This is a genomic window from Sphingomonas sp. NIBR02145, assembly GCF_027359115.1.
Taxonomy (GTDB): domain Bacteria; phylum Pseudomonadota; class Alphaproteobacteria; order Sphingomonadales; family Sphingomonadaceae; genus Sphingomonas; species Sphingomonas kyeonggiensis_A.
Map to the genome: position 1 here is coordinate 2237290 of NZ_CP114791.1, position 19493 is coordinate 2256782.

The window sequence follows — 19493 nt, forward strand, 5'->3', positions numbered from 1 at the left end:
GTCATGACGCAGACCAGGATGAAGCTGCTCGCGGGCGCGGCGCTGGCCGTGCTCGCCCCGGCGGCGCACGCCCAGACCCAGGCACCGCCCAGGCAGGACAACCCCGCTCCCAAGCAGGGCGAGGACGACATCGTCGTCACCGGCAAGGCCCCGCCGGGATCGGTGATCGGCGACATTCCGCCGGAGAACCGGCTCGGCCAAGCCGATATCGCCGCCTATGGCGTGGGCACGGTGAGCGAGTTGCTCGACGCGATCGCCGAGCAGACTGCGAGCGCGCAGGGCCGCGACGACGAGGGCCCAGTGGTGCTGGTCAACGGCAAGCGTATCTCGGGCGTCAACGAAGTCTCGGATCTGCCGACGGAATCGATCGTCCGCGTCGATATCCTGCCCGAGGAAGTCGCGCTCAAATATGGCTATGACGCACAGCGCAAGGTGGTGAACATCATCCTTCGCCGGCGCTTCGAAGGGCGCGTCGCCAACCTGGCCGGCGGGCTCGCGACCGAGGGCCAGGGCGAGAATGGGAGCGGCGACTTCACCTATACCCGCATCCGCGACAATGACCGGGTCAACATCGCCGGGCGGGCCAAATCGACCGCCTCGCTGCTCGAGAGCGAGCGCGACCTGGTGCCGGCGAGCACAGCAGCCGACGGCACGGACGACCGGGGCTATCGCACGCTCAAGCCCGCTACGCGGAGCTATGGGCTGAACGCCAATGTCGCCCACCAGCTGGGCGCGAAGACCAATCTCTCGGTCAACCTGCGCGGGGACTATACGAGCAGCGACGGGCTGAACGGCCTGCCGCTCGGCACCACGAGCTTCCTCTCGGACGATCCGCTGCGCCAGGACAGCCGCACTACGACGGTGGGTGGCGGGGTGACGCTCAACCACGACCTGAGCAGGCGCTGGCGGCTGTCGGCGGTGGCGAGCTACAGCCATGCCGACACGCGGCGGGATACCGATCGCGCGGACAGCGGCATGATCGGCACCGACCGGGCCAGTTCGCTGACCGATACCGGCAATGCCAGCCTGCTGGTCAACGGCAAGCTGCTCGCTTTGCCCGCCGGCGATGCCGCGGTGAGCGTGCGACTGGGGGGCGATTTCAGTTCGCTGAGCACCCGGAGCACGCTGGGCGGCACAGCCACATCGGGCGACAGCAGCCGGACCAATGCGGGCGGGCAGATCAGCCTCGACCTGCCGCTGGCCAGCCGCGCCAAAGGCGTGCTGCCGTTCCTCGGCAAGCTGACCGCCAATCTCAACGGCGGGGTCACGCAGGTCTCCGACTACGGCACGCTCGGCACCTTCGGCTATGGGCTGAACTGGACCCCGGTCACGGGGTTGAGCCTGATCGCGGCGGTGAACGAGGACCGCGTGGCCCCCACCCTCGCCCAGCGCGGCGACGCGGTGGTGATCACCGACAATGTCCGCGCCTATGACTATGCCACCGGCCAGACGGTGACGGTCAGCCGGATCTCGGGCGGCAACCCGCTGCTCAAGGCCGATGACCGCCACGTGGTCAAGCTGGGACTGACCGCCAAGCCCTGGACCAAGCTCAATCTGAGCTTCACCGCCAACTACAACAACAGCCGCACCGAGAATGCTATCCTCAGCATCGCCGACGGCTCGGCGGCGCTGGAAGAGGCATTTCCCGAGCATTTCGAACGGGATGCCGCCGGCCAGCTGACCAGTATCGACACCCGCGCAGTCAACATCGCCCGCGAAGATCGCGAGCAGCTGCGCTGGGGCATCAACTTCACCCAGGTGCTGCGCGCACCCAAGCGACCGACGCCTCCTCCGGGCTTCCGGCCGCCATGGATGCGCGACCGGCCCGAGGGCGGACGGCCGAACGGGGAAACCCGCTACGACCGTCCGCCCGAGGGCACCGATCCCGAGCATCGCGATGGCCCGCCGCCCGGCGAGGACGGCGACATCGTGGTCAATGGCCGCGAACTGCGCGACCCCAGCGGGCCCGGCCGGCCGGGCGGGTTCGACGGGCCGCCGGACGGATTCGGTCCGCCCCCGGGAGGTCCGCCGCCCGAAGGCTTCGGACCGCCTCCCCCGGGCGGACCGGGCGGGTTCGGGCCGCCACCGCCGGGCGGTTTCCGCGGTGGGCCGGGAGGGCCTGGCGGCGGAGGCAGCGACAATGGCGCACGGCTGCAATTCTCGCTCTACCACAGCGTGATCCTGAAGGATGAAATCGTGCTGCGCGAGGGGCTTGCGCCGATCGACCTGATGGACGGCGGGACGCTGGGCGGCACCCCGCGGGCGCGGCACAATGTGCAACTCAACACCGGTGTGATCGACAATGGCGTGGGCGTGCGCCTGTCGGGGAGCTGGAAGAGCGCGGCCGAGGTGACCGGCACGTCACCGGCCGGGGATTTGCGCTTCGGGGCGCTGGCGACTTTCGAGCTTCGGGTCTTCGCCAACCTGGCCAACCGCTTCCGCGGCAAGGACTGGGCGCGCGGGACAAGGGTGAGCCTGTCGATCGCCAACCTGCTGAACACGCGGCAGAAAGTGACCGATGCCAGCGGTGCGACCCCGCTCGCCTATCAGGGGGCCTATCTCGATCCCGAGGGGCGGACGCTGCTGCTGTCGGTGCGGCGGATTTTCTAGCCTTGCATCACCCCGGGCTTGCCCCGGGGTGACGAGTAGAAGAGGCTACCCCTCCCCATCCCCTTCCATTCCCCGAAGTGACCAAAGGTTGCGCGGGTCGGCCTTTCCCGGCCACAACATTCACTCATGAGTGAATTAGTGTTGCAAGCCCATCGGCTTTGCGGCATCTTTCCCGCCATCGCGACGAAGATCGCGTCTGGAGATGGATGTGGGAGGGACCCGAATGAACTATCGCCCGTTGCTGGCCGGCGCGTCTGCGCTTGCCCTGACCTGGAGCGGCACCGCCGCGGCGCAGACCACCAGCCCCGAGACACAGGCCAGGCCGGTTGCGGCTGCATCCGCTTCAGACGCGGAAGAGGACGAGATCGTCGTCACCGCGCAGCGCCGCAACGAGAATCTGATGACCACCGCGGTCTCTGCCTCGGTGCTTTCGGGCAGCCAGCTGGACAACAAGGGCGTCGCCAATGTCGATGCGCTGCAGTTCGCGATGCCCTCGATCGTCGTCAATAATTTCGGCCAGGGCAACGACTTCAACGTCCGCGGCATCGGCAAGGCCGAGCACAACACCCAGACCACGACCGGCGTGATCACGTACCGGGACGGGGTTCCGAGCTTCCCCGGCTATGTGCAGGGCGAGCCGTATTTCGACGTTGCCAACATCCAGGTCCTGAGGGGACCGCAGGGCACGATCGTCGGCCAGAACGCCACCGGCGGCGCGGTGTTCGTCAACACCAATGATCCGATCATCGGCGGCGGCACCCATGGCTATTTCAACGTCCATTACGGCAACTACAACGACGCCGGCTTCCAGGGCGCGGTGAACCTGCCGGTGAGCGACACCTTTGCCGCCCGCGTCGCGCTGTTCACCCAGCGCCGCGACAGCTTCTACAACATCACCGGCGCCGGCGGCGCACCCTATCCCTATGAAAAGGGCAAGGTGGGGCTGATGGCCGGACGGATCAGCCTGCTCTGGAAGCCGAGCGACAATTTCTCGATCCTGTCGAAGACCGATTTCGACTGGCTCGACTTCGGCGCCTATCCCGCCTCGCCCTTCGCCAATTATTTCAAGACGCTGCCGGGCACGAGCACGCCCAACCCGAACCACCGCGACCTGTTCGACGTGCAGTACAATGCGCCCCAGGCGGCGCGCGACAATTTCGTCCGCTCGATCCTGAAGGCCGAATATGAGTTCGCCGGCGGCACCAAGTTCCGCTCGGTCTCGAGCTACCAATGGGCCAACACGATGTACAAGGCGGACCTGGACGGCACCGCCACCGGCAACAGCTATTTCTACGACAGCGTCGACGAACAGCAGGTCACTCAGGAGTTCAACCTGATCTCGGCCGACAACCAGCGCTTCACCTGGCTGCTCGGTGCGTTCGGCGTGTGGAACGACTACCACTTCAAGCGGCCGTACCAGTTCATCATCGACGTGGCCTATCCGCTCGACCTGCCGGCGGCGACGTACAAGCTGCAGGGCAACAACATGACGCGCTCGCTCGCGGCGTTCGGCCAGATCGGCTTCAACATCACCCCGAGCCTGAAGATCGAGGCGGGCGGCCGCTATACCGAGAGCCGATCGATCAACGATGTCGACGTGCGGCAATACGGCACCCCGATCATCGCCGACCAGGAAACCAGCTCGAAGAACTTCTCGTACAAGGTCACGCTGGGCTGGAAGGCGAGCAAGGACCAGTATCTCTATGGCTTCGTTGCCACCGGCTTCCGCCCGGGCGGGCTGAACGTGCCGGTGGGCCTGGGCCTGCCCGCGCCGTTCAAGCCCGAGGAAGTGACTTCGTACGAAGCAGGCTGGAAGGGCAATTGGGCCGGCGGCAAGCTGCGCACGACGATCACCGGCTTCTACAACGACTACAAGAACTTCCAGGTCATCATCGGCTATCCGACCTTCCCGACCTTCGGGATCGAGCTGAACGTGCCCGACAAGACCAAGATCTACGGGTTCGAGGCCGAGGCGGAGTTCCGCAGCGGCGGGCTGACGCTGGATGCCGGCATCAACGTGCTGCACAGCGAGCTGGGCACCTTCTTCGCGACCGACCCGCGCGGCGCCAGCACGGTGGCCTGCAACCCGAATACGGGTCCCGCCAGCACCAGCTGCATCGCGCTGAAAGGCCGCCGCCAGACCTATGCGCCCAACCTGACCTTCAACCTGGGCGCGCAATATGAGCTGGAACTGAAGAGCGGCGACAAGATCACCCCGCGGGTGAATTTCGGCCATGTCGGCGACCAGTGGGCGACGTTGTTCGAGAACCCGGCGCGCGGCGATCACCTGGAGGCGCGCAACATCCTGAACGCGCAGCTCGCCTTCCAGCACAAGACCTGGACGGTGACCTTGTACGGCACCAACCTGACCGACCAGCATTACCCGGCAGCGCTGAACTCGGGCCTCTACTTCGCGGGCCCGCCCCGCCAGTACGGCATCAAGCTGCTGAAGACGTTCTGATTTCCTGCCTGGCCGCCGGTGCTCCCTCTCCGGCGGCCTTTCCTTTCTCAAAGCGCCAAGGTTTCATGCAGCCCTACGGTCTGACCATCGACAAATTCCTCGATCATGCCGCCAAGTGGTTCCAGGACTGCGAGGTGGTCGAGGCCGAGGCGGGCACGATCGTCAAGCGCTCGACCTATGCGGCACTGCGCGAACGCAGCAACCGCCTGTCGGGCGCGCTCGCCGCGCTCGGGCTGCGCCAGGGCGAGGTGGTCAGCACGCTCGGCTGGAACACGATCCACCATTTCGAGATCTATTACGCAGCGATGGGCATGGGGCTGGTGTGCCATACGCTCAACCCGCGGCTGACCGCGGCGCACCTCGCCGCGATGATCAACGAGGCGGAGAACCGGGTGCTCGCGGTCGCGGCGGACCTGGTGCCGCTTGCCGCCGAGCTCATCCCGCACTGCCCGAGCATCGAGCATGTGATCCTTCTGGACGCTTCGGACGCGGAACTTGGCACCCTCGGGTCGCACCGGGTGCAGGTCTGGCGCCATGACGCCTTGCTGGCGGCGCATGGCGCCCCGATGGCCTGGGGGGCGTTCGACGAGAACGCCCCCGCCGGGCTCTGCTATACCAGCGGGACGACGGGCAGCCCCAAGGGCGTCGTCTATACCCACCGCTCCAACTACCTCCACACGCTGCGCGCGCTGCAGGCGGACGCGGTGGCGATCACCGCGCGTGACACGTTGCTGCTCGGCGTGCCGATGTTCCACGCCAATGGCTGGGGCATGCCGTTCGCAGCGCCGGCGGTTGGCGCGAGGCTGGTGCTGCCCGGGCGGACGCTCGACGGGGCGAGCCTGGCACGGCTGATCCGCGACGAAGGCGTGACTGTGGCTGTTGGCGTACAGACCGTCTGGTTGACGCTGGCCGACCAGGCCGAGGCGAGCGGCGAAGCCTTCCCGACGCTGGAGCGGGTGCTGATCGGCGGATCGAGCTGCCCCGACGCGCTGCTCCGGCGGCTGGAGGAGAAGCTCGGCGCGCGGGTGCAGACGAGCTGGGGGATGACCGAGCTGTCGCCGGTCGGCGCGATCGCACCGAGGGACTTGCCCGGGGATGCGGCGCCGGCTTCGGGGCGGCCGGTCATGGGGCTCGACCTCAAGCTCACCGATGCGGACGGCAACACGCTGGTGCCGCAGCGCAATGTGCTCGGGCATCTCAAGGTGAAGGGGCATAGCGTGATCGAGCGCTATTTCCGCAGCCGGGAAAGCGCGCTGGACGAAGAGGGCTATTTCGACACCGGCGACCTGGCGATGCTCGACACCGAGGGCAATCTGACGATCTGCGGGCGGGCCAAGGACCTGATCAAGTCGGGCGGCGAGTGGATCAACCCGAACGAAATAGAAGCGATCATTGGCACGCACCCGGCGGTGCGCCATGTCGCGGTGATCGCGCGGGCGGATGCGAAATGGGGCGAGCGGCCGGTGCTGATCGTCGACAGCCAGGGCGAGGACCCGCGCGCGCTGCTCGAGATGCTGCGCGGCAAGGTTGCGGACTGGTGGATCCCGGGCGAGGTCGCCGAGGTGCCTGCGATGCCGCTGGCGGCCTCGGGGAAGATCGACAAGAAAAGGCTGCGCGATGACTATGCCGAGGGGCGGATCGCTGCGGCCAGGGTTGGGCGGTAACCGTCGCCGTTTCTGCTCCCCTCCCTGCAAGGGAGGGGTTGGGGATGGGTTGCGAGCGCAGCGAGCCCAGCGAGACGGCGGAGATAAAGAAAAGACCGGGCATCGAGCCCGGCCTTTTCTAACCCACCCCTAGCCCCTCCCTTGCAGGGAGGGGAATTTTACTGACAGCCCTTTGCCTTCGCAGGCAGCTTGGGCGAGGCCAGGCCGGCGTTCCAGTTCCACGCGACCCCGGCGGCGCGGCGGCGGCAGACCACGGCTTCGTACTGGTCGTACATGCCCGGCATCAGGTCCGCCTCCGCCTTGGGCGTGTTGGTAATGTGGAGATAGGCGCGGTCCTTGCCGAACGCCGGCCAGGCGGTACCCGGGGTGCCGGTCTTCACGAAGCTGGCCCAATAGCCGAGCATCGCGTCGGACAAGGGCCGGTCGCTCGCGGGGATCGTCGGCCAGAGCGGGGGCAGCGGGGTCAGGTTGCCGAAGACATAGGGCAACTCGCTGGCGTGGAAGGCGTGGAGGTCCTTGTCGTCCATCGCCGGATAGCCGTGATCCCAGAGATAGACATACGCCGGCTTGCCGAGCGCCGCCTGCTTGCGGGCGAGGCGCTCGCTGGTCCAGCCATAGAGCGCGTCGCGGGTGGTCGCGAGGATGCTCTCCTTGTAGGTCGCGGCCGGATAGAGCTTGAGGAAGGCGTCGGCGAATTCGCCGTACTTCTCGCGGATGGCCTTCTCATAGTCTTCCGCAGTGGCCGGCGCCTTGGGGGCGAGCATGCGGAGCGAGCGGATCTCGCCCTGGTTGAAGCCGGTGAGGATCGGCACCGGGGCCTGCTTGCCCTGGTCGAAGGCGTCGACCATCTGGCTGGGCAGGACGAGGCCGTCGACCACGCCGAACGGGAAGAAGCCGAGCTTCGCCGCGCTGTCGGTGAGCGTCTGGGCGTCCATGCCGCGCAGCGACGCGAGGTCGGGCGCCTGCAGGCCGGCCGCGACCATCGTGCCGACTGCTTCGGCCGAGGGCGCGCCGTACGCCTGCTTCTTCAGCGCGGGCATCGCGACCATATAGGCGCTCTGGGCGATGGCCTGGGAGAAGGTGCCGCGAGCGAGCGGCGATTCCATCAGGTACATCACGCTTAGGCCGCCGGCGGATTCGCCTGCGATCGTCACCCTGGCGGGGTCGCCGCCGAACGCGGCGATATTGTGCTTCACCCAGGCGAGCGCGGCCATCTGATCGAGCAGGCCGTAATTGCCCGACACCTTTTGCGGGGATTCGGCCGAGAGCGCCGGATGGGCGAGCCAGCCGAGCACGCCGAGACGGTAGTTGATCGAGACGACGATGACACCCTGCTCGGCGAGCTTCCTACCGTCATACATCGGCTCGCGGCTCGACCCGCCCGAGAGCGCACCGCCATGGATCCATAAGAAGACCGGGGCCTTCTTCGCATTGGCGGGCGCCCAGATGTTGAGCGTCAGGCAATCCTCGCTGACCGGCATCGGCTGGGCTGGGGCGTAGACGTTGGTCGGTGTCTTGGCCTGGGGCTGGACGCAGGCGGGGCCGAAATCCTTCGCGGCGCGGGTGCCGGCCCAGGGCTGCATCGGCGCGGGCGGGCGCCAGCGCAAGCCGCCGACCGGGGGCACGGCGTAGGGAATGCCCTTGAACGCGCGGATCTGGCCTTCGAGCGTGCCGCTCACCGAACCCGAGGGCGCGTTGACGACCGGCTCCTGCGCGCGTGCGGTGCCCGAGAGCAGCAGCGCGGTGGCGATGGCGGCGTGGCGGAACGGCTTCATGCGGGCACCTTTGCGGCTTGCTCGGCGCGGAGAACGCGGGCGAGCGTGAGGAAGAGCGCGATCGCGATCAGGTAGAAGGGCGAGAGGGTGTAGAGGGCGAGCTGGAGGCCGTGGTCCCAGCCATGCGCCTTGAACCAGTCGCTGGCGGCGCCGACCCAGGTCGGGCCGAGGCCGAGGCCGATGAAGTTCATCACCAGCAGCAGCAAGGCGCCCGAGAGCACGCGCTGGTCGGGGCGGACCTCCTCCTGCACCAGCGCGACCGAGGCGGAGAGGTAGAAATAGTTGAAGCAGTTGACGACGGTGAGCAGCAGCAGCGCGAGCGGCCAGGCGGGGGCCCAGACGAACGCCACGTAGAAGGGCATGGCGATGGCGAGCGAGATCGCCGGGCCGAGCGCATAGACGGTGCGGCCGCGGCGGCTCAGCCGGTCGATGATGCGGCCCGAGATCAGCATCGCGGCGCTAATGCCGATACCGACGACCAGCGCGTACCAGATCGCGATCTCGGGCAGGGTCATGCCCTTTTCGCGGATCAGGAACAGCACCGCGAATTGGCCGAGGCCATAGGTGACGAACTGGGTGGCGCCGCTGCCGAGCGCGGCGAGCATGAGCACCGGGTGGGTGAAGAACATGGCGCAGGTGCCCCAGAAGGGCGCCTTGGCGGCAGTGGGCGTGGCGACGGGATTGACGTCGGTGGCGCCGCGGCGCGGCTCTCGGACGATGAGCGGCACGAGGATCGCGGTGACCACGCCGACCGCGCCGATCGCGATGAAGGCGATCCGCCAGTCGAGCAAAGCCGCGATCGAGGCGCCGAACGCGATGCCGAGCGCCGCGCCGATCGGCGGGCCCAGGTTGAAGATGCCGAAGGCGGTGCCGCGCTCGCCGGGCCGGAAGGTGTCGGTGATGATCGCGTAGGACGGGGGCACCCCGCCCGCCTCGCCGAAGCCGACGGTCATCCGGGCGATGACAAGCTGGGTGTAGCTGGTGGCGAGCCCGCAGGCGATCGTCGCGCCGCTCCAGATCGCGCAGGCGAGCGAAAGGATGGTTACGCGGCTGGTGCGGTCGGCGAGCCAGCCGACGGGGATCGCGATGAAGCAGTAGAACATCGCGAAATAGAGCCCGCCGATCAGCCCGAGCTGGCGGTCGCTCAAGTGGAGCGAGTCCTGGATCGGCTTGGCGAGGATGCCGAGCAGCTGGCGGTCGAGGAAATTGAGGACATAGACGAAAGTGAGCGTGACGAGCACGATCCAGCGGCGGCTGCCACCTGCCTGAGTTTCCACGCGTCTCTCTCCCGTGGCGGTTTTCTCCGCCTTTCCCGCATCATGCGGGCAAGGCCGCGGCGCTGTCAACACACACTATCACGCGTGTGAATATCTGCGCATGGGCTTGACGATGGCCGCGCCAGACCGGATGGACGGGAGGTGACCGAGACAGCCAAGCCCGTTCGCCGCTCGCGCAAGGCCGAGCAGCGCGCCGAGACGATGGAGCAGATCTACGACGCTGCCGAGGAGCTGTTCTCGCAGCACGGGCTCTATGGCGTCACGCTGAAGGACGTCGCCAAGAAGGTCGGCGTCCACCACACGCTGCTCAATTACTATTTCGACGACAAGAAGGCGCTGTTCGATGCCGTCTTCGCCCGGCGCGCGGTGGTGACCAGCGAGCGGCGGATGCAGGCACTCGATGCCTATGAGGCCGAGGTGAAGGGCAAGCCGACCGTCGAGGGTGCGCTGCGGGCGTTCCTCGATACCGATCTCGACACCTATATCGAGGGCGGCGAGGGCTGGAAGAACTACGCCAAGCTCGGCGCGCAGGTGGCCAACACCCCGGCCTGGGGCGCCGACCTGATGGACGCGCATTTCGACCCGGTGGTGCTGCGCCTGATCGGGCTGCTCAAACAGGCCCTGCCCGACTGCGCCGAGGAGGACATCTTCTGGGGCTATCACTTCGTCACCGGCGCGCTGATGCTCACCCTCGCCCGCACCGGCCGCATCGACAAGCTCTCCCACGGCCTGTGCCATTCGGACGATTTCGCCGCGGTGAAGGAGCGGATGGCATCGTTCATGGCCGCCGGCTTCCTCGAGATCTGCAAGCGCGGGAAATAGTCCGAACAATTCGCTCTCTTGCGAGTGAATGATTGCGACGCTACGAAGCCCTCCGAAAAACCAAAGGGAGAGCGGGATGTCGCTGGCGGGTCGTGTAGCAATCGTGACGGGTTCGGGCGGAGGACTGGGGCGCGCGCATGCGCTGTACCTGGCGAGCAAGGGCGCGAAGCTGGTCGTCAACGACCTGTCCCAGCCCGCCGCCGACGCGGTTGCCGCCGAGATTCGCGCCGCCGGGGGCGAGGCAATCGCCTTCGCAGCATCGGTGACCGACGAGCTGCGCGTCGCGACGATGGTCGCCGAGACCGTCGAGCGGTTCGGCAGGGTCGACATCCTGGTAAACAATGCCGGCATCCTGCGCGACAAGAGCTTCGCCAAGATGAGCGTCGACGATTTCCGCCTGGTGGTCGACGTCCACCTGATCGGCGCGGCGATCTGCTGCAAGGCAGTTTGGGAAACGATGCGCGCGCAGAATTACGGGCGGATCGTGATGACCACTTCCTCCTCCGGCCTGTACGGCAATTTCGGCCAGGCGAATTACGGCGCCGCCAAGCTCGCGCTTGTGGGCCTGATGCAGACGCTGGCGATCGAAGGCGAGAAATACGGCATCCGGGTCAACAGCCTGGCCCCCACCGCAGCGACGGGCATGACCGAGGGCGTGCTCTCGGCGGAGAGCCTCGAGATGCTGGCGCCCGATCTGGTCAGCCCCGGCCTGCTCGCGCTGGTCGGCGAAGGCGCCCCCACCCGCGCGATCCTGTGCGCCGGCGCCGGGCATTTCGCCGCCGCGCATGTAACGCTGACCGACGGCATCCAGGTGGGCCGCGCCGCCGATGCCGGCGAGCAGGTGGCGGCCGGCTGGGCCGAGGTGACCGACCGGACCGGCGAGATCGTTCCCGCCTATGGCTTCACCCAGGCCGAGCGCGAAGTGGCCGCCGCCACGGGCAAGGCGCCGGTCGCGGCGGCGGTGCGGTGAGCGACACGCTCCGCGGGCGGGGAAAGCCGTCGCCCCCTTCGGAAAAGCGCGATACGATGTCGCGTCGGGCGAAGGAGGTGCGATGCGCTGGGGAACTGCGGGACTGGTTGCGAGCGCGTTGACGCTGGCATTGGCGGCGTGCGGGGGGCTCGGCAAGGCGCCGGACGCCATCACGCCGAAAGCCGTTGCCGAGCGGACCACCATCGATTTCTCCAGGGTCGCCAATTACTCCAGGCCGAAGCTGCCCGCCTATTTCGATGGCACGGTGCGATCACTGGACAACAGCCCGGCTGCCAACGCGAACGACGACCGGGTGGCGGCGCTGGGCCGAGTGCTGTTCTACGACCTGCGGCTGAGCACCAACGACCGCGCTTCCTGCGCTTCCTGCCACCAGCAGGCGATCGGCTTCACCGATGCGATGCGGTTCAGCAACGGGATCAGCACCGCCGGCACCACCGATTTCCACGCGATGCGGCTGGGCAATCTGCGCTACTGGCAGCCCGGCACCACCTTCTGGGACCGTCGCGCGGCAAGCGTGGAGGCACAGGCCAGCCACCCGTTCCACAGCCTGGTCGAGATGGGCTGGGGCGAGAATATGGGCGGCTTCGGCGCACTCACCCGGAAGATGGCCGGGATCGGATACTATCCCGAGCTTTTCGCCTGGGCATTCGGCGATCCCGCGATCAGCGAGGCGCGAATCCAGCTGGCGCTCGCCCGGTTCACCCGCGCGATGATCTCGAGCAGCAGCCGGTGGGACGCGGGCTATGCCCGGGTCTTCTCGGCCGCTGCGCCCGATCGCGCGCTCGATGTCGACCTGCCGGGCTTCACGCCACAGGAGAATCGCGGGCGGCATCTGTTCATGGCCGATGCGAGCCGGGGCGGCGCGGGTTGTTCCGCCTGCCATCTGCCGCCGACCTTCGCGCTGTCGGCGGACGCGCACAGCAACGGGCTCGACGCCGGCGAGACGCGGCTGTTCAAGGCGCCGTCGCTGCGCAATGTCGCCCTGGCCGGCCCCTATATGCATGACGGCCGCTTCGCCACGCTGGCGGAGGTGATCGACTTCTACGACCATGGCATACAGGACGGGCCCGCGCTCGACCCTCGCCTGCGCCGGGGCAAGACACCGCAACGGCTGAACCTGAGCGCGCAGGACCGCGCGGCGCTGGTCGCCTTCCTGATGACGCTGAGCGACCCGAAGCTGACGACCGATCCGAAGTTCAGCGATCCGTTCCGGCGGTGAGGGCGGAACGCTGGGCATAGCCGCCTTCCCCCTGATCCCCGGCGAAGGCCGGGGCCCAGTTGCAATGTCGCCCGAGAGGTTAGACCACCCCAACCAGCTGCGCCGAAACTGGGCCCCGGCCTTCGCCGGGGGACAAGAAGGTGGGGCGATGCAGCAATCCCCTTCGAAGCGGGAAATCCGGCCCTAGGCGCGGATCGCGTATAGCGTGGCGTTGCTGATCGCGTAGACTGCGCCGTCCGCGCCCGCCAGGGTCGGCGTATAGGCCTGACCGAGCCCGGTATTGAGGCGGATGTTCTGCGACAGCGTGTTGGTCGCCAGGTCCCAGCGATAGAGGATGCCGTCCTCGTTATTGGCGAGGATCGAGCCGCGCAGCGGATCGGCGAGCATCGTGTTGATGCACCATTCGCGCCGCGAATTGGCCGTGGTGCCGTCCCGCGTCGGGCCGACGATGGTGATCACCTCGCGCATCACCTGGATCGCGGGCAGGATCGTATCGGCCTGGCTTGTCCTGGGATCGAGCACGGCGATCCGGTTGAGCCCGTCGCCGGTCCCTACCCCGGCATAGTTGTTGTACTTCTGGACGAGCAGATAGGTGGAGACCCCGGTGTAGGACGGCACCATCGTCGCCGGAATCACGCTGGGCGACACGTCCCAGCCGAAACTGCCCGGCACGCCCACCGGATTGAGCAAGGCGTCGAACTGGAGCAGCCAGCCGCGCGCATTGTGCGTGCCGAACTGGGCCTCGAGCACGCCGTAGAACACCCGGCCGTCCGGCCCGACCACGGGCGAAGCGGTGCCGTCATCGCTGATCCGCGCGGGCGTGAGCGCGCTGGGATCGATCAGCGCGGCCTTGCCCCGGGTGGCGAGCGTGGTGCTGTCGAGCGCGAGCAGGAAGCCGGTCTGGGTCGCGGTGGTCGATCCTCGGTTGACCGCGATATAGACGGTGGCGCCATCGTTCGAGAGTGCCGGCGCGCAGTTCATCGCGGGCTTGACGATCGACGTGTCGCCCGCCGCCGTGGCGACGCCGACCCAGCTGCCGGTGCCGTCGGCCGCGACTCGAGCGACGCCGCTGACCAGCCCGGCCGGGTTCGCGCCGGTGACGACGAAGCCGAAGAACAGGTTGCCCAGCGCATCGGCGGTGATCGGAGTGTTGATGAAGACCGTGCCGTCATAGGCAGCCGGATTGGCGTTATAGGCGGCCGCGCCATAGAAGATCTGCGTCGCGAGCGTGCCGGTGGTGGCGTCCGCATCGGCGCGCATCAGCAGCTTGCCGCCGGCGCCCGGCGCATAGAGGCGGCCCTGCGCGGTGAGGAGCAGATTATAGGGCGGCAGCCAGTTGCGCGGCGGCGTGACATAGTCGGTGGTCGCCGACCAGAGGAGCGTCCCGGTCGCGCCGGACCGGCCCTCGATCCGGTAGCTGCCGGTGGCGGCAGTCTTCACCGGGAGGACGATCGTGTTGTTGGTGGTGACGACCGGCGAGCCATAATGGGTGAGCAGCGCGCCCGAGGCGGTATATTGCGGCGCCAGGTCCATCGGAGTGGTCCAGGCGATGCGGCCGAGATCCTGGGTGGCGATCGCGCTCACGGCGGTGTGCTGGGCATTGCGGCCATAGCCGAACCAGGCGGGGCCGGAGACCGGGGTGGGCGTGGCGGTGGGCGTCGGAGTCGGCGTGGGCGACGGGGCGGGTGAACCGCCGCCACCGCCGCTGCTGCAGGCTGCGACCACCGCGGTGGACGACAGCATCGCCAGCGCGCGACGGCGCGAAAAGCGGATCGGAAAGCGCGGAGCGGACGGAAGATTGTTGTGGCTCATGACGAAGCTCCACCGATAGGCACGCGAGGACCTGTGCGCTTGTCACGCATATACACCTCTCCTCCCGCTTGTTGACGCCTAAGCGCCGCCAGAGCCACAAATTTCTCGAAAGCAGGCGCGCGCCCGCGACCGCTTTGCGACCGGGAACCGAAGCCATGCGACCAAGCCCGCAGGCTATCGGCCGGGAGTACGAATTTTTTGGGGTGGCTGCGACGATATCGCTGACCTAGGCCCTGGCAGCTATGGACATGCGGGTGACAGAAGCGGGCTGGGCGCTGACCGAGAAGGAAAAGCAGACCCTGCGCCTGATCGTCCGCGGGCATGACGCCAAGTCGATCGCGCGCAGCCTGGGCCTCTCCGTCCACACGATCAACGAGCGGCTGCGCGATGCGCGGCGCAAGATGGCGGTGTCGAGCAGCCGAGAGGCGGCGCGGCTGTTGCTGGCAGCCGAGGGCGGACCCGAATTGTTCGGGGACACGGGAATCGGGGAAGACCCGGCGCGCGCCGGGATCGATCAGGGAGCCACGCCGGTCGACGGCGCCGGGCAGGCACATCGCCGGCCCTGGATCATCCCTGGAGTGTTTCTCATGACCTTTGCCCTTGGCCTGCTGGCGCTGGCCCTGCTCCCCGCCGCCCCGACCGCGACGCCCGCGGCTTCGCAAGTCGCGCCGAACCCGGAAGTGGTCGATGCGGCGCGCGCGTTCCTCGTACTGGGCGACCAGGGCCGCTGGGACGAAAGCTACAAGGCGACCGGCGCCGCGTTCCGTAAGCTGAACACCGCGGCGGTATGGCGGACGGTGTCGGAGAAGGTGCGCACGCCGCTCGGCGCCGTCGCCTCGCGCACCCTGATCGGCCAGGAGAATTTGCCCGCCCCGCCCCATGGCTATGAGGTGGTCAAGTTCCGCACCAGCTTCGCCAACAAGGCCGAGGCGGTGGAGACGGTCACGCTCGAGCGCGAGGGCGGCGCCTGGCGCGTGGTCGGCGTGACGATCGACTGAACCAAGGGCCGGCGGGAACGCACGGGTCCCGCCGGCCTTAGCGTCAGTTGAGGTCCTGCCGCAGGAAGCGGAACTGGGTGAGCGCGCCCGCCGCGAGGATCCAGGCGGTAATGATCCAGAGCGAAGCGCCCCAGTTGAACGCGACCACGTCGCCCGGCCCGAGCGGCAGGGTGAGCCCCGTGCCCTTCGCCCAGTTGGCGAGATTTGTCATGTGGTAGAAGGGCAGGAACTTGACCAGCGCGGTGACGAGCCCCGCCGCATACTGGTGGGCCCAGAGCGCGATGAAGGGGAATAGTCCCTCGATCACCACGATCGCGATCGACAGGATCACCGTGGCGAGGATCGACTGGGTGAGGATCGCGAACAGCGCGGCGAAGGCGATGGTGAAGAGGATCGGCACCAGCGCGTTGCCCGCCGCCTGCCAATGCGCCTCGGCGACGGCGCCCAGGGTGACGCCGGCCGGGATCCTGTCGCCCTGGAAGGAGCCGAGCCAATCGCCGAACAGCAGGATCAGGTCTGCGGCGATGAAGGCGATCATCACGAAACCGAAGGCGACCACCCATTTCGCCGCGATCAGCTGCCAGCGCGCGCGCGCCGGGATGATCAGCTTCCAGGTGTTCCAGCCATATTCGCCGGCGAACACCACCGCCGAGAAGCCGGCGATCAGGAAGCGGCCGGGGCCGGAGCCCGGCACCTTCCACAGCAGCGCGCTGTCGGCGATCCACTTGGCGGCGGAGCGTTCCTCGCCGGTCGTATGGGCCGAGAAGGCGCCGTAGATCAGGATGCCGATCACGAGCAGCGTGGTGACGATCGGATAGAGCCAGACCATCATCCAGGTGGCCCGATGGCGGCGGAGCTTCAGCGCCTCGGCGCGGACGGCATCAAGCATCGGAATCCCTCGTCATGGTCAGGAAGATTTCCTCGAGGCTCTGCTCGTCAGGCCCCACGCGGAACACATCGGCGCCGGCCTCGACCAGCTTGCGGACGATCGCCGGCGTCTCGGCGCGACCGGCCTGGACGGTGAGCCCGCCATCGGCGATCTCGAACGGCCAGCTACCCTCGAGCGCGGCCGCGGCCTTGTCGAGCGGCTCGGCCTCGACGCGCAGCGCCTCGCCCTGGTCGAGCAGTTCGCGGATCGTCGCCTCGCGCAGCAGCTTGCCCTTGTGGACCACCGCCACCCGATCGCAGATCTGCTCGACTTCGTGGAGGAGATGGCTGGAGAGGAACACCGCCTTGCCCTCCGCCGCCAGGCCGCGCAGCAAGGTGCGCATGTCCTGGATGCCGGCGGCGTCGAGGCCGTTGGCCGGCTCGTCGAGGATCACCAGGTCGGGATCGTCGAGCAGCGCGGCGGCAACGCCGAGGCGCTGCTTCATGCCGGTGGAATAGCCCTTCACCTTGCGCTTGGCGTCGCGGCTGAGCTCGACCCGCTCGAGCACCGCGTCGATGCGCGCGCCGTCATGCCCCTGGGTGCGCGCGAGCACGCGCAGATTGTCGCGGCCCGAGAGGAAGGGGTAGAAGGTGCCGCCGTCGACCAGCGAGCCGACCCGGCGCAGCGCCGTGCGGTCCGAGACCGGGCGACCGAACAGCGAGACCTCGCCGTCGCTCGGGCGGATCAGCCCCAGCGCCATGCGGATCGTGGTGCTCTTGCCGGCGCCGTTGGGGCCGAGAAAGCCATAGACTTCGCCACCGCGCACGGTGAGCGACACATCATCGACCGCGCGCTTGGCCCCGGCCCCGCGGCCATAGGTCTTGCCGAGCGCGCGCAATTCCAGCGCGGGCATCCCGCTGAGTTCGCTTGTGGACACTCTGATCCCCCTTCCGGCGCCTGGCTGGCACCGTGGCGGCGGATTGTGCATGAACGATTGCGTGTTAGCAAGATAATACACAAGGAAACGGTCCGCGCCACCGGGCGCTACGCTGAACGACCCTTTCTGGATACCGGTGGCATAGCGTTGCCGCAGCCGATTCCCGGCCGAGAGACAGGCGCGCCAGAATATTGGCACCGATACTTTCCATAAAAATCAGCTACTTGATTCAAGTTACAAGCGCGAATCTTCGCCTTGACTATCCCTGACACCGGTATCAAGATGAACACTGGGTTAGTCGATCAGAAAAAAGCTGACGACCCAAAGGGGAGAGGCAAATATGAAGCTGCGCGCTGCGTCGGCGAGCCTTGCGCTCGTCATGATCCTTGCCGGATGCAACAACAACGATAGCGGATCGGTGGTGTCACCCACCCCGACACCAGCTTCGACACCGACGCCGGGGGTGTCGATCACTTCCGCATTGCTGCCCGCATCGGGCGAAACCGCCGCCTATAAGGACACGCTGCTCAAGCTGACCTTCAACGGACCGCCGGTGGCGACGGGCAGCGGCCAGATCCGCGTCTACAAGAGTGACGGCACGCTGGTCGACACGATCGACACTACGGGCGGCGTCACCGTCGCCGGCGGCGAGACGCAGACCGCGCTGGGCAATGGCAACACCGAGATCGACAAGATCGGCGGCGGCGTCTCCACCCTGACCCAGTATCGCTTCACCTATTATCGCCCGATCCGGATCAGCGGGAACACCGCGACGATCAAGCTGCACGACAATGTGCTGGCCTATGACACGTCCTATTACGTCCAGATCGACCAGTCGGTGTTCAACGGCCCGATCGCCGGGTTCAACAGCTTCCCCGGCATCAGCGGCACGACCGGCTGGACGTTCAAGACCAAGGCGGCACCGACCTCGACCACCGCGGTGACCGTGGACGATGACGGCGCGGCCGATTTCCGTTCGGTACAGGGCGCGCTCAACTACATGATGACGGTGGGCTGCGCCTCGTGCGGCGCCGGCAACACCGCGGCCAAGACGATCACGATCAAGAACGGCACCTATGACGAGCAGCTGTTCCTCCGCAACGTCAACAATTTGACGATCAACGGCGAGAGCCGCGCGGGCACCGTCGTCCAGAACAACAATTGGGAAGCGTTCAACCCCGGCGTGGGCGGTAGCCGCGCGACGCCGAACACCACGCTGACCAATATCGGCGGCAACACGGCACTGGGCAACCGGCTGACGCTCGGCGGCGGCCGCGCGGTGCTGCTGATCGAGGGCGGCGACCAGATCAAGGTCAGCAACTTCACGATGCAGAACACGCATGTGAAGGATGCGACCCAGAACAGCCAGGCGGAGGTGATCTACTACAATTCCGCCAACCTCAACGGCTCGCGTTTCATCGGCACCGACATGAACTTCATCGGCACGCAGGACACGCTGCAGATGAAGGGCTGGGTGTGGATCTACAACAGCCTGATCGCCGGCGATGTCGACTTCATCTGGGGCTATCCCTTCGCGATGGCGATCGAGAATTCGGAACTGCGGACGGTCGTCGACCCCTCGGCGCCGACCTCGGGCGGCTACATCTTCCAGGCACGCTCGGCCAAGGGCTATCCGGGCTTCGTCGTGCTGGGCGGATCGCTGACCTATGCCAATGGCGTGCCGAGCGGATCGACCTATCTGGCGCGCTCGGGTGGCGTGAACCAGGCCGGCGGCTATTGCACCACGATGCAGGTGCTGGGCGCATCGGCGAGCAACGCCACCCAATATTGCGACAACCTGGCGTTCATCGGCGTGAAGATGGACAGCCATGTCGCCGCGGCCGGCTGGTGGATCAACCCGATCCCGAACCTGCTGCCGAGCGCAACCGAGGGCTGGCGTGAGAGCGGCTCGCTGACGCCGACCGGCACGGCGCTGTCGATGACCGGGCGCAACACCACCTATGGCAGCAGCACCGCCAACCTGACGGGGCTCAACACCCGCGCCAAGGTGTTCGCCCAGTGGAACGGCAATGTCGGCTGGGCGCCGGCGCCGTAACTA

Annotated in this window: 13 protein-coding genes; 8 read left to right on the plus strand and 5 right to left on the minus strand. The window is 67.4% G+C overall.

The features are described from left to right. The first annotated feature begins 3 nt into the window (after nucleotides 1-3). The 3 genes from O3305_RS09855 (at nucleotide 4) to O3305_RS09865 (ending at nucleotide 6735) form a co-directional block, all read left to right on the plus strand. The gene (locus O3305_RS09855; RefSeq protein ID WP_269576230.1) at nucleotides 4-2610 is read left to right on the plus strand and encodes a TonB-dependent receptor plug domain-containing protein; all 2607 of its coding nucleotides are present in this window, start codon (nucleotides 4-6) and stop codon (nucleotides 2608-2610) included. A gap of 223 nt (nucleotides 2611-2833) precedes the next feature. After that, nucleotides 2834-5071 carry a TonB-dependent receptor gene (locus O3305_RS09860; RefSeq protein WP_269576231.1) on the plus strand — a complete coding sequence of 746 codons (2238 nt, stop codon included), beginning with the start codon at nucleotides 2834-2836 and terminating at the stop codon, nucleotides 5069-5071. 65 nt (nucleotides 5072-5136) lie between these two features. Beyond that, nucleotides 5137-6735, plus strand: a complete 1599-nt coding sequence (locus tag O3305_RS09865) for an AMP-binding protein (RefSeq protein ID WP_269576232.1) — start codon at nucleotides 5137-5139, stop codon at nucleotides 6733-6735. 158 nt (nucleotides 6736-6893) lie between these two features. On the opposite strand, the gene O3305_RS09870 is transcribed toward O3305_RS09865, so the two are convergent. Both O3305_RS09870 and O3305_RS09875 read right to left on the minus strand, forming a co-directional pair. Further along, on the minus strand, nucleotides 6894-8510 hold the full coding sequence (locus tag O3305_RS09870; protein WP_269576233.1) for a carboxylesterase/lipase family protein: 1617 nt from the start codon (nucleotides 8508-8510) through the stop codon (nucleotides 6894-6896). Continuing rightward, on the minus strand, nucleotides 8507-9787 hold the full coding sequence (locus O3305_RS09875; RefSeq protein WP_269576234.1) for a spinster family MFS transporter: 1281 nt from the start codon (nucleotides 9785-9787) through the stop codon (nucleotides 8507-8509). Before O3305_RS09875 ends, O3305_RS09870 begins: the two co-directional genes overlap by 4 nt. A 141-nt stretch (nucleotides 9788-9928) precedes the next feature. Between O3305_RS09875 and O3305_RS09880 the strand changes: the two genes are divergently transcribed. The 3 genes from O3305_RS09880 to O3305_RS09890 all read left to right on the plus strand — a co-directional run bounded on the left by O3305_RS09880 (nucleotide 9929) and on the right by O3305_RS09890 (nucleotide 12819). Beyond that, a complete protein-coding gene (locus O3305_RS09880) occupies nucleotides 9929-10609 on the plus strand; it encodes a TetR/AcrR family transcriptional regulator (protein ID WP_269576235.1) in 681 nt (226 codons plus the stop codon). 76 nt (nucleotides 10610-10685) lie between these two features. Then, entirely contained in the window at nucleotides 10686-11579 is an 894-nt protein-coding gene (locus O3305_RS09885) for an SDR family NAD(P)-dependent oxidoreductase (protein ID WP_269576236.1), read from the plus strand. Between the two features lie 82 nt (nucleotides 11580-11661). Beyond that, nucleotides 11662-12819 carry a cytochrome-c peroxidase gene (locus O3305_RS09890; protein ID WP_269576237.1) on the plus strand — a complete coding sequence of 386 codons (1158 nt, stop codon included), beginning with the start codon at nucleotides 11662-11664 and terminating at the stop codon, nucleotides 12817-12819. A 183-nt stretch (nucleotides 12820-13002) separates the two neighbouring features. Here O3305_RS09890 and O3305_RS09895 read toward each other — a convergent pair whose 3' ends face one another. Further along, the gene (locus O3305_RS09895) at nucleotides 13003-14631 is read right to left on the minus strand and encodes a hypothetical protein (protein ID WP_269576238.1); all 1629 of its coding nucleotides are present in this window, start codon (nucleotides 14629-14631) and stop codon (nucleotides 13003-13005) included. Between the two features lie 242 nt (nucleotides 14632-14873). Between O3305_RS09895 and O3305_RS09900 the strand changes: the two genes are divergently transcribed. Beyond that, the gene (locus tag O3305_RS09900) at nucleotides 14874-15629 is read left to right on the plus strand and encodes a helix-turn-helix domain-containing protein (RefSeq protein ID WP_269576239.1); all 756 of its coding nucleotides are present in this window, start codon (nucleotides 14874-14876) and stop codon (nucleotides 15627-15629) included. 43 nt (nucleotides 15630-15672) lie between these two features. On the opposite strand, the gene O3305_RS09905 is transcribed toward O3305_RS09900, so the two are convergent. Both O3305_RS09905 and O3305_RS09910 read right to left on the minus strand, forming a co-directional pair. After that, on the minus strand, nucleotides 15673-16518 hold the full coding sequence (locus tag O3305_RS09905; RefSeq protein WP_269576240.1) for an ABC transporter permease: 846 nt from the start codon (nucleotides 16516-16518) through the stop codon (nucleotides 15673-15675). Beyond that, a complete protein-coding gene (locus tag O3305_RS09910) occupies nucleotides 16511-17434 on the minus strand; it encodes an ABC transporter ATP-binding protein (RefSeq protein ID WP_269576241.1) in 924 nt (307 codons plus the stop codon). Before O3305_RS09910 ends, O3305_RS09905 begins: the two co-directional genes overlap by 8 nt. A gap of 340 nt (nucleotides 17435-17774) precedes the next feature. Here O3305_RS09910 and O3305_RS09915 point away from each other — a divergent pair, with 340 nt between their 5' ends. Further along, complete coding sequence (locus O3305_RS09915) at nucleotides 17775-19490, plus strand: pectinesterase (protein WP_269576242.1); 1716 nt, start codon at nucleotides 17775-17777, stop codon at nucleotides 19488-19490. Nucleotides 19491-19493: the final 3 nt, after the last annotated feature.